Source organism: Kiritimatiellia bacterium, from assembly GCA_028715905.1.
GTDB lineage: Bacteria > Verrucomicrobiota > Kiritimatiellia > JAAZAB01 > JAAZAB01 > JAQUQV01.
Genome location: JAQUQV010000049.1, coordinates 1 through 17,015, shown reverse-complemented (window position 1 = coordinate 17,015; position 17,015 = coordinate 1). Strand labels below are relative to the sequence as shown.

At 51.1% G+C, this 17,015-nt stretch carries 11 protein-coding genes; all 11 read right to left on the bottom strand.

Annotation, left to right across the window (positions count from 1 at the left end; translation table 11 throughout):
* On the bottom strand, window positions 1-478 hold a 478-nt coding region (locus tag PHP98_09295; protein MDD5483829.1), incomplete at its 3' end, for a hypothetical protein.
* 137 nt (window positions 479-615) lie between these two features.
* A complete protein-coding gene (locus PHP98_09290) occupies window positions 616-1,578 on the bottom strand; it encodes a carbohydrate binding domain-containing protein (GenBank protein MDD5483828.1) in 963 nt (320 codons plus the stop codon).
* Between the two features lie 12 nt (window positions 1,579-1,590).
* Window positions 1,591-2,553 (bottom strand): sugar-binding protein, encoded by a 963-nt coding sequence (locus PHP98_09285; protein ID MDD5483827.1) that lies wholly within the window; start codon window positions 2,551-2,553, stop codon window positions 1,591-1,593.
* 20 nt (window positions 2,554-2,573) lie between these two features.
* Complete coding sequence (locus tag PHP98_09280; GenBank protein MDD5483826.1) at window positions 2,574-4,394, bottom strand: hypothetical protein; 1,821 nt, start codon at window positions 4,392-4,394, stop codon at window positions 2,574-2,576.
* A gap of 155 nt (window positions 4,395-4,549) precedes the next feature.
* The gene (locus PHP98_09275) at window positions 4,550-7,360 is read right to left on the bottom strand and encodes a hypothetical protein (GenBank protein ID MDD5483825.1); all 2,811 of its coding nucleotides are present in this window, start codon (window positions 7,358-7,360) and stop codon (window positions 4,550-4,552) included.
* 104 nt (window positions 7,361-7,464) lie between these two features.
* Window positions 7,465-8,127 carry an amidohydrolase family protein gene (locus PHP98_09270; protein ID MDD5483824.1) on the bottom strand — a complete coding sequence of 221 codons (663 nt, stop codon included), beginning with the start codon at window positions 8,125-8,127 and terminating at the stop codon, window positions 7,465-7,467.
* Window positions 8,128-8,260: 133 nt separating this feature from the next.
* The gene (locus PHP98_09265; GenBank protein ID MDD5483823.1) at window positions 8,261-9,019 is read right to left on the bottom strand and encodes an amidohydrolase family protein; all 759 of its coding nucleotides are present in this window, start codon (window positions 9,017-9,019) and stop codon (window positions 8,261-8,263) included.
* Between the two features lie 79 nt (window positions 9,020-9,098).
* Complete coding sequence (locus PHP98_09260; GenBank protein MDD5483822.1) at window positions 9,099-10,376, bottom strand: DegT/DnrJ/EryC1/StrS family aminotransferase; 1,278 nt, start codon at window positions 10,374-10,376, stop codon at window positions 9,099-9,101.
* 5 nt (window positions 10,377-10,381) lie between these two features.
* A complete protein-coding gene (locus PHP98_09255; GenBank protein ID MDD5483821.1) occupies window positions 10,382-13,201 on the bottom strand; it encodes a LamG domain-containing protein in 2,820 nt (939 codons plus the stop codon).
* Window positions 13,202-13,521: 320 nt separating this feature from the next.
* Window positions 13,522-14,283: a carbohydrate-binding family 9-like protein gene (locus PHP98_09250; protein ID MDD5483820.1), complete on the bottom strand. Its 762-nt coding sequence runs from the start codon at window positions 14,281-14,283 to the stop codon at window positions 13,522-13,524.
* A complete protein-coding gene (locus tag PHP98_09245) occupies window positions 14,280-16,862 on the bottom strand; it encodes a right-handed parallel beta-helix repeat-containing protein (GenBank protein MDD5483819.1) in 2,583 nt (860 codons plus the stop codon). Before PHP98_09245 ends, PHP98_09250 begins: the two co-directional genes overlap by 4 nt.
* Between the last annotated feature and the right edge of the window lie 153 nt (window positions 16,863-17,015).

Sequence of the window (17,015 nt, the reverse complement as noted above, 5' to 3'; positions counted from 1 at the left end):
ATCCGTGCGGGGTATACGCAAGACGGTTACCAATGATCCGGCAGTTGTATATTTTCCCGGGATCTGCAAATACGCCGCCGCCGTTTTCCGTGCCTTCACATCCGTTCGTGATGGTAAACCCGTCCACGACCGCGCCGGCGTGGGAGAGGTAAAAACAGCGGTTGGTGTAATCCGGGTAACCGCCGTTCACAATCGTTGTTTCGCGCCCGTTGACGCTTTGGATGGTCAGCGCGTTATTGATGATTACCGTGTTGGTCAGGTAATAGGTTCCGTTGGACACGATCACGGTTCTCGGCTCGGTGTTGGTCAGGGCGGCCGTGACCACGTCAATGAGGTTGGTGCCGGCCGTTTCCCAGCTCGTGTAGGGATCAACGCCCGATGGATTGACGGGGTTGTTCGTTACGACGTAATGCGTCTCCGCATGGCCGCAAAGCGCAACCAACCCGGCAATTATAATGGCCAAGAAACGTTTATTCATGTTAACCTCATTTAACGTATAGGAATTTCAATGTTGTCTGTTTTTTGTAGGGGCTTCGCTCGTCGAAGCCCTCTGAAGGGGCGCGACAAGCACGCCCCCTACATGCGAAAAATAACAGTTGCCGCCTTTAACCTAATTCAATGCGCAAACAGGCGTTTTCTTAACACGTTTGCCTTAGCAAAGTCCAGCTCGGAAAGACGGCTGACGGCCTGCGCCAGCGCCCGCCGGGTCCGCTCAATGTTTTCCGCAGAAAACCCGTCAATTTCTGCCGCTTCTTTGCGCAATTCCTCCCAGCCGATTGCGGCGGTGAATTTGACGATGTGGTTGTAAAAATCTTCGTCATATTCCTTATACATCCGTTTGTAATCCGCCAGCCAGGCGTCCCTGTCCTCATATCGCAGTTTGAAGACGTCGCCCAAGTCCGCCAGCCGCGCATCCTCCGCCCAGACCTTGGCCTGGTCGTACAATAAAAACGGAATCACGTTGTTGGCGGGAAGTTCGCCGACCGCGTACGCGTTCGTCGCGTCCGTGGACGGCGTTTCAAACGTCTTTTCAAAATATTGCCAGTCAAAACTTTCCTTTTTTTCCAGATAACTCCGGCCGCCGCTGCTCCAGTATTTGTTTGTTTTCCGGCCGTTCAGGACAAGGGGATAGCGCCCGTCGCAATACAGCAATCGGACGCGGCCGCCGTCTTTGGATATTCCGGCCTTCGCCCAGACGGAAAATTTATAACGCCGGTTCCCTTTCAAGGGGGTTGTCTGGATGGGCCCGCTATGGTACCCCGTCTGGCCGGAATGGAGATAAAGGCATTGTCCGCCTTTCCGCCCGGGCCGCGCCGGTTCCAATTTGGCGGGAACTTCGCCGCCGTGATATTTCCAGCCGGCCGGAAGATTCGCCGCGTTTTCCCCGGTAATTTCAAAATCGCCGTTTTGCAAAAGATTGATATATTCCCGCGCATCCGGCTCAACCGCCGCGGCGCGGGCCGGTTGATCGTCAGCGCCGCGGCGGACGTCCCGTTTTTTCAGCGCCAGGAACGCGGTGGTCAACGCCAACAACAGCGCGAGACCAATGGCCAACCAGCTTATTGTGCTTATTTTCATGGCGGTTTTGCGTCAATGCCTGAAGATGCGCTGTTTCAGCATCTTGTTTCGGGCAAGCTCAAGCTCCGGGAGCCGGCCGGCGATTTTTTCCAGTTCCTGTTCCGTCCGCATAAATTCGTCCGGCGAGAGCTGTTCCAGTCTTTCCGCTTTTCCGCGCAAATCTTCCCAGCCGGTTGCGGCGATGAATTTTACCGCGTAATTATAAAAAACATCGTCGTATTTCCGATACATCTTTTCGTAAGCCGTTATTTCGGCGGCCAGCGCGGCGTAGCGCCGCTTGAACATTGCGCGGTTTATCGCGGCCCGGTCAGTTCCGGCGTCGAAAAAAACAAGACTGCCGAAATTGTCGGTGTCATGGAAACTGCCAGGCAGGGGGCTCCAGGTGGACAGCTGGTCGGCTCCCGGCAAAGTTGCATTGCGGGCGATGTTGAAACGCCATTCCGCGTTCGGAGCGGGCCGCTTTCCGAATGTGTCAAAGGGGAGTTTCAGCTCCATGCCGTACGAATCGCTTGCGCGGTAGGCCCGAATCTCCCGGGAAGGCGTGTTCGGCTGTTTGTCCGTGTTCCGGTATTCCTCCCTGGCGCCGTCGGCGTTGGCGACGATCTGCCAGTATGGGCCGCCCGCCTCCGGTTGAACAAAAATTTCGACGCTGTCGGCCCGGTGAATCTTTTGCGTAACGGTTTGCAGTCTGTCCATGCGCGGCTCACGGCATTCAATCGCCAGGAACAAGGCGTCGGCGGTATGAACGGCCCGGAACACGGTCTGATTTACCGCGGCCGATTGGCTGTCGCCGAGCACGACGAAATTATCCATGGGAAAAGCCTTGGTCCAGGCGGCGTCATTCGTTTTCCCGTCAAGCGCCGGCGCTTCGGAAACCAGCGGCACGGGGCAGACCCGCGGCCGCTCCGCGCCGAAAGCCGTTGAGCATGCGTTGAACGCGGCAAGAAGTGCAAAACCATACAATAGTGTCTTCATCCGTTTTTTTCCTGTTTAATTCAATCCGCCAGTTTGAGAATGTATTCAATTATTTCAAGCCGGATCACGCCGAGGTCGCGCCGGGTATCCAGAGTTTCAAGATAATTTTCGGCCGCCTTGGCGATTTTGGCCTTCTGGCCGAACCAGCCCTTGTTTTTGGAAATCAATGACCGCAAAAGGGTGCCGTAGCGGATGTCGTCAATTCCCTCGCGGTATCCCTCAAAGGCAAGGGTGGGAATTACCCCGTCAATTGTCGGATACGAGAAAATATGGGCGCGGGTTTTCTTGTCAAAATCATTCCAGATATGCGGGCCGGCCTCGCCCTGGTAGGCGTAGGTGCAGGCCCCGTCGTATTCCGTCTTCCAGAGGTAAAGACCGAAATTGCGCCGGAAGAGCTCCGGATTTTCCGGGCCGGACTGCGGGTTGGCATAACAGAATATCTGATGCCCGGCCGAATGCCATTTTTTAGCCTCGTCTTTGAGAGGCTTGAACGCCATGACCAGCAGGTCCAGCAGATCGCCGACTTTTTCAAAATGTCCCTTATAGCCGGCCACAAACATTTTTCCGCCGGCTTCGTGCACGGCCTTCCAGGCCGGGCGCTGGCTGAGGAGTTTTTCATCCTTGGCTTCGTCAATGCCGTAGAAATACACGTCGCTGATGCCGTACAAAGCGGCTATTGAACGCCCCAGCCGCACGTTTTTCCGGATCCTTTCCAGCCCCGCCGCATCCTGCGGGTTGTCTATGCTCACTCCCCAAATCCAGTAAAGCGGCAATCCGGCCATGCCCAGCTCGTTGCGTATCCGCAGGTATGTCCCCAGCGCCCGGATTTTCTGGTAACAGGCGGGGTTGAAAACATTGTGGGCGCGCATATCGCGTAGTTCCGCGCGGAGTTGTTCCTCGCTTTTCCATTCGGACGAAACGGCCCCGTCGGGATAAGAGTCGCTCAATTGGCCCCGGTAATAAAGCGAGCTGACAAAATCCCGGGCGGGATCGTGCCATGTTTTCGGGAGCGGCAGTGAAAACGGCAGAACGCGCAGTTTCAAGGCGATTTCGCCCAGTGGGCCGGCCGCGCTTTTTATCGTTACCCGCGCCGTGTAAAAGCCGGCGGGGGCGGCTTCGGGAACGCGGATGGTTATCCAGTACTGCTTGTTGATCCCGGCTTTCAGGTCAAGCGGCATGAGCAGCTTGGCGTCGCGCACCGGAAATTCTCCGGGATCGGCGCTGATTTTCGCGTCAGGGTCGGTGATGCAGACTTCCTTTTTTTCTCCCGGAAATTGAAGGACGATGTAATCGTTGGTTCCGGCCTCGTCCACGCGCACGAGCGCGTCGTTTTTGAGCAGAAGTTCCGGCGTTAATTTGCTGATTGTTCTGGAGCCGCTGATGCCGGTCCACGCGGCACCGGCCTGGTGCCAGCATTTGACAGCGCGGATGTCAATTTCGTCCGCGGGGATGATATTTTCGCCGTCTTCCTTCCTGAAATCATCCGCTTCCAGGATCAGGCCGGAAACATCCTTCAATGGGCGGATCACCAGGCTGGCCGATTCATACTCGCCTCTGGCCGCAATGACGCGCAATTCGCTTGTCCTTTCATCATCGGTCGGTCCGGTTTCGGACTGAAAAACGGCGGCCGGAACGAGATTGTCGCGCGGCAGGACGGGGATGCCGATGATCGGATTTTCCAGGGTGAAAACGCGCATGTCCTTAAACTCAATTTTTCCGGCCGGGATTGCTTTATCCGCCGGCGCGTCCGGCTTGTCGCCGCCGAAAGCGTTCAATCCATGGGCCATTATGAAGCCCGTCAGGACGATTGTTAATGCCGCGGCTGTATCGTATTTTTTCATTTTACCTCTCCAGAAACTTCCCGTTATCCGGGAATGTTTGATTGTTTATGATTAAAGACATAGGAATTTCAATCTTGCCGCACAAAAGCGCAAAATCAAGGCAGGAGACGAACCCCTGTTCGGCGATGTATCGGAATCGCCGCATGGGACGCTTTCTATTTAACCAGTTGTTTAAGTTTGATGATTTCATCCGCGATCTGCCGGCGGCATTCCCGCGCTTTTGCGTTGTTGAAATTTCCGGGCTGGGAATAGGAATTACCGGCGGAACGTTCCTTTCCCCAGGGAATGGAGGCGATTATTTCTTCCAGCTTTTCGCGCGCGGTTTCCGCGTCCCGGACGAGTCCTTTTTCATCCGCGCGTTTAATCCATTGTTCCAGGGTATAAACGTGGCAATAGTCGTCAACTCCCTCCCGGACGCCTTCCAACTGGAGGGTGGGAATTTGAACTTCCCTGCCCGAGATTTCCAGGGCCGGATAGGCCATACAGGTGTCAACTTCCAGGCCGTCGGATTCGGCCCATGTCTTCTTTCCCCTGGGAATCATGCCCGGTCTCTGCCAGGTCCAGACCGCACAGCCCCGCGCCCCGGATTTATACAGCTGAAAGCCGGAATAATACCGGTCGGGCATGAGGCCGCCTTCCTGGCCCGTGTAAGTTCCGCAAAGGCTGTAGAGTGTGAAATTATATTTTTCGGCAAGGTCATGGTAGATTTCGCGGGTTTTGGCTCTTCCCCCCAGCGTGGCCATGACGTTAATGGCGCCGGAGAGGTGCGGGCACAGTTTTTGCAGGGGCGCGAGGGGATATAAAGTCAGCCAGAGCCTGGTCCCGGCGCGTCCGGCGATTTGCGACATCCATTCCGCCCGTTCAAACCAGCCGCCGGCGTCATAATTGAGTTCGCCGTAAGGATGCAGATACCATTCCTGAACGCCGGCGTTTTTGACGACCACATCCAGCGCTTTCAGGTAATCAATGGCGTCCTGTTGAAAATCAGGGTTTTTCATTTCCGGATACATGACCCCGTACTTCCATTCCTTCCCGCGTTTTTTCATGGCATACGCGTCGGGCCAGTGAAGCAGGGCGAGCGGGCCTTTGAAGCCCATTGTTTTGAAGAGCCGCGCGGTGCGCGCCGTGGCTTCAAAGTTATTGTAAGTGTGGTCAAAAATGGCCGTAATGCCGTAATCTTTCATATCCTGGAGATATTTGACCAATTCCTCGTCCGTATAAACATGGTGTTTGTCCTTGTATCTTTCGGAGAGGTCCGACCAGGCCGCCCAGTTGATAGCGGACGGTTTTTCCAGCTGGAACGGCAAAATTTCCATGTCAAAAGCGATCGTTGTTTCCGGGGCGTTTGCACAGTTCACCGATATTTTTGAGGAATATTTTCCGGCCGGGGCGTCTTCCGGGATTTTCAGCTGGAGCCAGAAGCCCTCGTTTTTGCCCGGCAGAATATTTACCGGCTGATTTTTTTTCAGCATTTCCGGGATAATCTGCGCGGCGAGCCCAAGCGCGTAACGTTTCCGCAGCCAGAATGTAATGTGTTTGATGGTGATATCGCCGCGTTTGACGGCGTAATCCCCGCCGTCGCGGACCAGGTCTGATGCGAAGGCGACCCGAACGGATTCAATGTTTTTCAAAGCGTGAATCATGAACCAGACGGAGGCGTATTGCCCCGGGCAGGCGAATGTCTTCAGACCGCCGGTGATTTCGCCGGGCTGCGGGATGCTGTCCGGATAAAACGACCGGGGGTTTTCGCGCGCATAAACAATATATCCCGTCTTTTCGTTTATTTTTTTGATGTTTTCGTCAAGGGCGGGATCGGCCTGTTCCGCCCGCGGCAGGATAACATACGTGTTTTTGCCGCGGGTCATGGTCTGATACTCGCCTTCCGCCGTTTTTTCCAGTTGTGCGTCATCAATCCATGTTTTACCCCCTTCGCCCTTCATGAAATACAGCCTTAGATTGCATGTTTGCGCCGGAGTAATGAGCGCAAACTGCATCTTCCGCCAGTCATAGGTGCCCTCCGGCATTGGGAAAACCTCCATTTGTTTTGCGGGCTGGCCGCCGAAATAGACTTGCAGACGGGAGTCCGAGCTGTCTTCGGCCTTAGCATAAAACGTTATCCTGTAAACGGTCTTTTCGGTTGCCGGCATCCGGTTCCGGCTGAAACAACCGCCCCATGATACGGTTGAAGCCTTGTCAACGTTTTTTAACGCCAGCGAACGGACGCCGCCATGTTTGATTGTTTCGTCAAAATAAACCTCGTAGTCGTGCCTGGCGGGGTAGTGGGCAAAGCCCCAGAATCCTTCCGTTTCAAATCCCATTGCCCCGGTTTCGCCTTCTCCGGTACCGGCGGCGGAGGGAACATTCGTGTGCATTTTGACCCAGTCCACGACAAAACTGCCGCCTGTGCCAGAGGTGTCTATTTTCAGAACGTAATTTTCGTCCTTGTCCGCAAGGAGATTTCCGGGAGGGATTTCCAGTTTTGCGGTTTTCCACGCGCCGTCGTTTTTTCCTTCCAGCCGTCCGATTTCATCCCAGTCCCGGCCGGGGGCAACGCGGCAGTAAGCGCTTACGACGGCCGGCGCGGGCAAAACGTCCTTGTAGCGGATTTCAACGCAGACCGGTTTCAGGGAGCGCATGTTTTTATCAAAGAGAAAGGCCTTGCAGTAGATAGAGGCGGCGCTCCCGTTGAGGTTGGTTTCTATTTTAGTGGCGCGGAAAGTTATTTCTCCCTCATGGGCTGGTTTTTCCCATGCCTCGCGCGGGCCGAGATGGATGGGCATGAACCATTCAAAATCGTCGTCGGTGGGTTGAAGATCAGGTTTGCCAAAGTCCTCAAAATATCCGGTCTCATGGCCGGGGTTGATCGCAAGGTGATTTTCTGCGACGGCCGGCAGGGCTGCGGCCAGTACCAGCCAGAATAAACCGAAAAAAAATACGGCTTGAAAACTATTATTTATGCATTTCATGGCGCATCATTTACATGATTTCCGCCGCAAAAATCTTTAACTTGTTTATACATGTATATTAAACGAAAAAAAATTTTTGTCAACAGGATTTTTTAATAAAGGTTTTAAAAAAGAACCCCCAGCAATTTTTCTGCGTTCCTGTGAAAAACATCATGAAGCGCCTCGTCGCACAATCCCGCGTTTATGATGGCTCCAATATAATAATGATGGTTGAACCACGGGAAATCGGTGCCAAAAACGATCCGCTTCGAACCGAGTTTTTCCACAAATCGCTCCAATATCCCGCGCTCATCCATTACCGCGCAAAGTTCAAGATGTATGTTCGGAAATGTTTTTGCCAATTCTATTGCCTTATCCCACTCTCCGTGGCAGGAATGCCCCAGAAGTATTTTCGCGCCAGAGTATTCCCGCGCCGCTTTTTCAATTTGTTCCGGTCCGTCATAATGGCTTCCGCCCCAGGTGTGCAGCAGGACTAAAAGTTTCTTTGTGTCGGCATATTCCCACGCAGGTTTATACCGGCCATCCATAAGGGGGCATTCGTGATAGTCGGCGAGAAATTTAAAGCCGATGTAAACGTCAGGGTAACTCGCAAATGTTCTCATATCCTTCTTGACAATCTCCGGATAATTCGGGTTTACTGCGCAGTAGGCCCGAAGGTGTTTGGGGAAAAGTCTTACAGCCTCAATGTTCGCCTGATTGCCAATATCCGGCGCGAAAAGCGCGGCATGATGACAAAAGGCAAGCATTTTCACGCCGTTACGTTTCATTGACCGCACCATGCTTTCTGTGTCTGCTGCAGGCATGTGAATAGAAAAATGATATCCCATATGGCCATGAAGGTCGTAAACAGGACAGTCGGCGGCCCTTCCTTCCGCAATAAACTCTTTTCTTAATTTTGACTTACTTGTCATATTTTATTCCGGAAATAATATTGTCTAGATTTTGGCAGGCAATTTTTTCTTTATCAACATTCGAAATGTCGGCGTGAAGCAATCCCATTATTGCGGCGAGGTGATAACGTTCAGGGAATCCCGTTCCAAACACAAGCCTTCTGGCGCCGAATCGGCGCACCGTTGATTCAATGCCTTCCGCCGCGTAGGAAAGGAGGCTTGTTTCAAGATAGACGTTTGGATAATGCTCGAGGAGCGGCCATGAAAATCTATTGGCGAGCCCAATTTCGCAGAGAATGCAGGTAAGATCGGGAAAATCCTGGAGAAGGTTGTATACGCCGGACCAGGAAATGCCTCTGGCCAATGAGAGCAGGAGCGGAATACGACGGGCGACTACTTCCTCCAGAAAACCATTAAATACGGTCCGGCTCAAAAAAAACCTGTGGAAATCGGGGAAAGCGCGAAGCGCGATGATGCGATTCCGCTCCATTCCGGCAAAAAAATCATCCGTTATGACCTCTCCTGTTTGGGGCGGCAGAAGCGTCCAGCAACCAAAAAGGCGGTCTGTTTTCAGAACCATTTCGTTTAAAATCCGGTTTCCTTCAACCGCCGAATAATCATATTGAGATATGTGCCAGAGAACAGCTTTTTGAATTCCGGATGTATCCATTGCCCCAAGCAGTTCGGCCGAGCTGGCAATTGGATTAAAGCGCGCTTTTCCCTTTGGTCTGCCGATGAAAGCATTGATATCAAAAAAATTGAGGGACATGGGGCTTCTCTCTTTTTTTTGCGGGCGCGTTTTTTTCTATTTGCCGGCCGTTAAAATATTTCCGCAAGCGCCCTCTTCATCATTTATTCTCCAACACTTCCGCGATGTTTTCAAAAACTTTGCGAAATGCTTCAACTATCTTTCCCATGAGCTCTTTTCCGTTTGGCGGCGCTATTTCCGACACCAACACAAATGAATTGTCAATCATGTTTAGAACTTCCGCATAATCTTCCGACCTATATTCCGTTTTTCTTGAATGCGGGCAAGACCATGGGCACCCGTGGCCATAACCTTCCTTTAGTTGGTATATTTCATGACCTGGCAACGGAATTGATTGATATTCGTGCGCAAATACGCCTTCGGCATTTAAGGCTTTTTGAACGCTCATTCTGAAGTTTCTGCTGTCCATGTCAATGCCCATGGCCTTGGGATCAAGCCTTATACGATATATATGGTAGACATGCGTCCTGTCGGCGGGCACGATGGGGGGGATTACACCTTTTATTTCGGCAAGTTCCCGCGAAAGATATTCGCAATTTTTCTGCCGCGCGTAATTATATTCATCCAGTCGTTTTAGCTGGCTTCTCGCCAATGCCATCGTAATCTCGCAGGGGCGGTACATCCACCCCAGACAAGAAGACCGATACGCGCGCGGCGCGTTATTTTTTATAACTTCCCCAAAAGAGGCAACTTTGCCGGCATTTTTCAGATATTTATCACGATTGGTGGTAAACAGTCCTCCTTCCCCGCCGGTAAGATTCTTGGTAAAGTTAAGGCTGAACGCGGCCATATCCCCCAGCGAACCGGCTTTTCTGCCTTTATATAACGCACCATGCGCCTGACAAGCGTCCTCAATGACAACAAGTTTATGTTTTCTGGCTATAGCGTTAATTTCATCCATGTCACAAGGCAAACCCTCCATATGAACCGGTATAATGGCTTTTGTCCTGGGACTGATTTTTTTCTCTATTTTTTTAGGATTAATGTTGGGGGTAGAATGATCTATATCCACAAATATGGGAATCGCATTGTGATGCAAGACGGCTAACGCAGAAGCGCTGAAGGAATACGCCGAAGTAATAACTTCATCTCCCGGCCCGACGCCTGCGGCGGCAACGGCAATATGCAAAGCCGCTGTCCCGCTGTTTAAAGTAAGGCAATGTGCGGCGCCTGTATAAGACGCCCATTCTTTCCTCAAAGCTACCGCTTCCGGAGCGTTTATTCCTCCGATGATCCCGCTTCTCAAAACATGCGTCACGCTGGCAATGTCTTCAGAAGTTATTATGGGCCATTTGCCTGTTTTGTCTCTATCGATTACCGGTTTGCCGCCATGTATTGCCAGTTTTGCCTTGCTCATAAGCGTCACCTCTCATTAATTTTTTGCTTCAGCGCCGATATAAACCAAAACTTGTTTCTGATTGTAATTTGATATGCTTTACACTCGAGCGCATCGTAACAATCACAAAATATCCCCTTATTGATCATTATGGTTTCCTTCTTAAAAAGCGCTTTTGCTTTGCCTTTTGTCGTTGAAAAATCAGATATATCAAAAGTTACCTTGCAGGGAATATTGCAAAGATTGGCGCATATCAGTAAATAACTGTCCGGCAGGCGCCACATGCAATAATGAAACCCTTTGTTGTTAAGATTACCCGCGGCCAACTCATGACTATTCTCATCTGATGTGAGGTTGAACAGCATTTTAAGCTCATTGCCCAGCGGCTTCATTGAATTCCAGAGGGATGCGCTCATCGGTTTGTACGTAAAGTAATTAAAAAGACGCGTGCCGTAGATAAAATTCAAATACGTCATGCATTTAACCTCGTCTGGAGTCGGCTCGCGGTATCCCGCGAAAAAAAATTGATGGAACCAGCCGCTGGGTTTGTTCAGCGCCGAGCAATTCTTGTTCATTGCCGCAATATGTGGCACAATGTTTCTCAAATCAGGATTATTGGCAAAGGCGTTGCCAATAGGATAAACATCTATCGAACCAATATCGTTGGCGAGGAGGGAGCCGTACTGCGGGCCGGTCTCTGGCCAGGTTGAATAGTTGACGAAAGCAGGACGATATGGGTCAACTTGTTTAACTCCGTTATAAAAATCCGTCAGGTCTTTTTCCTGCTTTCCTCCTTTCGTTTTGTCCCACCATAATTCCGGCTCATCTACAAAGTTCCACGCAATGATTGCGGGATGATCTTTTAGCTTTTTTATTGCATTAACCACGGATGTCTTATATTCGGCAAACGGAATGTCCCTGCCGGCGGTAGCGGTGCCGGGCTGAGCGCCGATAATCACTTTCAAATCCCTGGCAAGGCACCGGTCTAAAAATTTCCAATATTTTTCTTCTTTGTCATCCAGAATGCCTATATCTGACGGCCTTTCCAAAAGAGGGACGCGGATTGCCGCAAATCCTTTCTCCTTTATATCATCAAGTTGCCAGGCATCTTCTTCCTCTCGTGGGGGGAACGACCAATTCATAATATAGGCCAGCCAGGGTTTTTGCTTGATCTCTAAACATCTCTTTATCTGGTTTATGCAAACTTGCCTGTCATTCGTTGGAAGCTTTGTGAGCGTGAGTTGCTTTTCCGTTAATACTTGTGCGTCTTGCCCCAACATCTTGACTTGAAGTTTGTGACGCCCGATGGGAATTTTTTTGATTGGAAAAGATAAAAATGCTCGTATCCTCGGTTTAATGGAAGGATGACCTTGATAGAATATCTTATTGCTGTCATCCGAATCGGCGACTGTTATTTGCAGGCAGGCGGCATCAGGATGTCCGGCCTCATAGAAAAGCCGCGCCGTCTTTTCGCTGGTATAGAACGATTTCTCGACTGTTGCCTTGAATAATTCTTTCTTGCGCGGCTGAATTTTGCAATGCACTTCCTGGCGTTCCGCAGCATTATTCAAGGCAGGCCGATATTGCGCGGAACATTTATATGGCGTTACGGCGTGTCCTTTTTCAAGTTGGATTGCCGTGAGCCATATTGTTCCTTTGTCGGGCAAGGTTATTGAAATTCCGCAATAACATGGCGTTTTAATTGAAAAAGTGAAATTGTAAGGCTTCCATTCGTTTGTGACGTCGCATTCATATTCATAAATAAATTGGCGGCGAGTAATATCTTCCTCGGCGATTGCATCGCCTATTTTAAACTTCACCTTTTGTTTCTCGTTCTTGCTCTTGATATGCAAAGAAAACGTGTATTCCCCGCTTGCCAAAGGGATTGCAGCAGAAAAGGTTCCATATAGGATGGTCAAATTGCAATTTGGAAGTGGATTTACCAGTTTGAGAGCTTTGGTTCCAGCAACCGGCGAACATTCACCAGGAGCGACTTCTATATTCCCGCTCCAATTTTTAATTGATTCTGGACTGCTGGCCCCGCAGATTCCCCACCAATCAGGAATATTGTCGGCATTATGCTGATTGAAAGAAGTGTTATGTATTGGAATGATTAATGTATCAGCATGCGCCGGTTGCCTTACAACATTATAGATTTTTACATCTTTCAATGCGCCTTTAAAAAAGCTGTCTTGGCCATTCTGTGAACCCAGGTGCAGCCCTAAATGGGACGTTTTGTCATTCAATGGCCCGCTCACTTCGCCTTCAGCCACTAATTGGTCTGAAACAAATAATTTCATAAATCTGCCGTCCCACGTGGCAATCACATGTTGAAAAGTCAACAGGCAAATTCGCGCCTTAATATCAAAAGATTTGGTTCCATTGGACACAAGAAAGTGGATGTTATCATTTGAGAGGTATATACAATATTGATAACCGTCTGCTTGCCCGTTCCCCTTGTCCCCTTTCGTAATAATGCGTCTATTCCCTGATGATGCATCGGCGTTAATCCAAAAATCTATCGTAAGTTCTTGGATTTCATTAAAAACAGATTTATTTCCGCAGTCTATGAAACTGTTAGTTCCGTTGAAACTTAATAGCATTTGTCCGCCGGCTGTCTTTGTCCAATGTGCGTCGTGGATGACTCCATTGTTGTTGAACGCGCTTTGATCTTTTGCGATTTTGCCTTGTCCTTCATTTAAGGGCCAGAATCCTATGAGCCCTTTTTCTGCCGCATAACTGTTTGTCGCGCACAATGATTGCATGATTAACAGCCCTCCGAAAAATAATTTGCGCGCCACAGGCAATATCCGTTTTTCCGATTTTCTGATGCATTCTATTCTCATTTCGCTAATCCCCTTCGCCATTACTATCTTTTATGTAGACATTGATTTTTTCGCCATATGACACATAAGAAATGGCAAAAATTGTCACGGTAATAAGATCTTTTGCGTTTTCGCCGCCTGTGGTTTGTTTTCGACAAAATACCAATGATATTTTACTTGTTTATACAGGTATGCTATAGCAAGAATCCCATTCTGTCAAATATTTTTACTTGTTGTGTATTTACAGATGGGAATTTCAAAAACACACGCAACCATGCCTTTATAACCCCTGTTTGGCGAAGTATGTTTTGTGGTCCGGAATCGCCGCATGGGGATGCGGCTCATTCCTTTTCAGGGCGTTCCGGCGCGAAATAAACGCCCCGCCATTCGCCGTAATTCTCCCAGAACCCGTATTGACTGATCGGGATGCTTGCCGACCATTCCGCCTTGTCAAGGAACACCGCGCTTTCGCAGCGCGCGAAAATCATGGGCCAACAGTCGCCTGCGGACGGCGGAACCTCGATCGCGCCGGCAAAGGCCTTGAACGGGATCATGATTTCAACCGACCAGCTCCGGTCTTTATCCTGCCGGTCGTTCAGCGTGCCGTCAACGCAAACGGCGCACAAAATGCCGGGTGCGTTCCATGCTTTCGGATCGCCCTCGGATTTATAAGGGTTCAATGTGCGGCGGTTGCGTCCGTCCCAGATAATTCCCGCAGGGCTGAATTCAAACTCAAAGATAAAATTGTTGCGCGCGTCGGGACGGATGAATATTTCAAAGGCGTCTTCTTTATAGAGGGGATCGTCCCGATTCGGGTAATGTCCGACAATGTCTTCGTCGCGCATCACGGCGCCGCAATATAAAAACTCGGCATCCCACATGAGCAGGACTTCCGTCTGGTATTTTGCCGGCCCCATCTCTTTTGATTTGAAAAAGGTCTTGACGGCGAGCTTGTTTTTCCAGGCGGCGTCATCCAATCTGCCGTCCAGTTTGAAGCCGTCGTCTTTACGGTAACAGCGGATCGCCGGCGCTTCTTCGCTTCCTCCGCTTCCCGCGAGCATTCCGAGGAGCAAAAGCGCCGTGAACAGGCGTTTTTTTTTCATAAGTCCGATTTATCTATCGCGTTGTCCGCTTCCCCCAGCAGGATCGCGATGGGCGGGGGATAACGGCGGCGGTCGTTCATAAAATCCAGATTGTCCGTCATGAGCAGGACATCCACAAAAAGGGATTCCCGCGGATACAGCGTAACATTGTGTTTTCCCCGGCTGAGCTTAAACGAACCATTTGCCAGCAGACATGGCATGCCGGGTTCGGCCAATGGTCTTCGCACTGTTAATTTCACCCATGCCCAGTCTTCCTCGCTTTGCACATCCGCAATCTGCGGCTCGCTGTTGTCAAGGGAAACATAAAACGAATCGTGGGAAGGCGTCGGCCACTCGGATTTTACCCGCGCGAAAAACATGTATTCGCCGTCTTTTGGCGCCTCAACCTCAAATTGGAGTCCTTTGCCCTTGCCGCCTTTCAGATAATTCAGATAAACGCTTTTCTGCCCGGAAACGTCATTCTGCTCCTTGCCGGCGAACCAGTCCGCGCCTTTTGCCGTTTCCGCTTCCAGGTAAACATTAATGCCTTTTGTGCCGGGCCTTAAATTCACATGGCCCCGGCTGATCGCGTAGACGCTTACCGGCCGCGAATAACCGTCTTCCTGCCGCAACAGAAACAGCCCTCTGTCCACCCCGAAATTCACGGCTTTTTCCGTTATGATTTTTACCGTGAATTGGATGTTGCCGCCGGAATTCAAAAGCCCGGAAGAAGGCTCCACGTTGAACCAGTCAAAAGACTCGTTTTTAACAATTTTGAATTTTGTTTTATAATCCCGGCCTTTAACTTTTGCCGTGATTTTTTGAGCCGGCCAGTTCCCCTGTCCATCTTGAATGAAATTCATCTGGTATTTGTCAAGGCAGACGGGGATGGGACGGTAAGGGAGGGGAATCTCTTCCCCCTGTTCAAAAGCGCCGATATCGGGCGCCTGGCCGCCGAAGCTTTCGCAAAAGTTAGGCACTGTGACGCCCCGGTCAACGCCCGGGCTGTCCGGGGCCAGCCTGAAATCGCCGTTTCCGACACCGGCAAACCCCGGTTTCGCGAATATGCCGTGCGCTTCATATTTTGCGTCTGCTAATTCGCGGCGCAACTGCAGGGCTTCGTCAAGTTTTTGGCATCCAAGCCAGTAGAGGTCGTAATCAAAATCATTTTTCCGTTTCAGGAGGTGTTCAATCCCGAAATCAAAAACATGCTTTCCGCCGCGGCATTCAAACAGGTTGTTCCGCATGGTTCCCTTCACGTCCATGACCGGATGGTTTGTAAACGGCGCGTAGGCGCCATAGGCGGCGCACTTGCCATAGACCGTGTTGTTAAAAAACAATATTTGCCCGGCGTCATATATGTCGCCCCCGCCGTTTTTAAACGCTTCCCCTCCCCGGTGGTGTTCTTCCCCCGGGTTGACGATCAAATTTCTGAAGACGTAAGCCGGGCCCAGCAAGCATGGGCCTATGCTGATGCCGCATAAAGAACCTTCAAATTTGTTTTGAAAACAACGTATGTTCATGGCGCCGCCGTCAAGTTCAAGGCCGTCATCGTTGGCAAAGGCAAACAGGTTGCCGTGTACGTCGGCGTCCCGGTAAAAACCGCCGGTTGCGGCGCAATTGCGGTAACCGCCCACCGCGTCGTTCCAGCGGCGCGCATCGCTGCCGATAAAATCGTTGAAACGCAAAACGGTTCCTCCCCGCGACTTCACCATGACGGCGTGCGGGCCGGCCGGATGGGAAAAAGTCCACGAATTTGCCCGGTTGCGCGGGTCGTGGATATAGCAGCGCTCTATTACAACGTTTAAGCTTTCCCAGATGTTCACCCCGTTGTCGCAATCCACGTATGCCCCGTCCGGCAGATAGTATTTTCCGTCCCGGTGAAAGTCCTGCTCGCCGACTCTTCCCCAGCCCGAAATATCGCAGTTGATGATCCGGATGTTTTCGCTGTTCTCCACGGAAACAGCGTGCCGGTAACCGCCGTTTATGGCCAGGTTCTCCAGGATCACATATTTTGCCCCTTGCAGTAAAACCGCCGGTTTTTGTCCGGAATCGCCTTTCAGAACAAAATCGGTATCCCCCGTATATTTCAGCCAGCCGTCCGGGCCGCCCTCATTCGTGATTACAAGATGCCCGTTGCAGGAAAGGTCGTTGGCAATGCGTATCGTCTTTTTTATCGGCGGTGAAGACGACCAGGTCTTGAATTCCGTGAAAAACGCGGTTTTTTCTTCTGGCGCGGATAAGCCCGGCGGCGGCGTGATCCTGACCTCGTATGCCGTGTCCTCCGCGAGATTGACGATACTGCCGCGGCACATTTTGTCCGCCCGGCTGTAAACCGGCGGATAGGCCTGACGCCACTTGTCTCCGCCGTTTTCCTTTTCCCGATATTCAAGGACGCATTTTCCGTCCGGTTCGCTCTCCGGATTGAAATAAATGCCGCAACAATTAAACGACGGCGCTGTCAAAATTTTTACCGCATGTTGTTCGCCGGCCGCGCGCATTGCCGGCTGGCCGCCGGCGGGGCACAGCGGCCAGAGGACGCCGGCCAGTAAAACCGGCAAAAATCCGCAGGCTGTTTTTTTTGTTTTCACCGCGGTCATTGAGCGCGCCGCTGTTTTGCGGCGGATGATTTTCCGGCCAGCATTTTAAATTCGCGTTTCGGCAGGAAAATTTCAACCTCGCCGTTTTTTTCTGTCCGGCGGAAACCGCCGGCCGATATGTCCTTCAGTTCCCCGCCGGCCGGGAACGCAAGG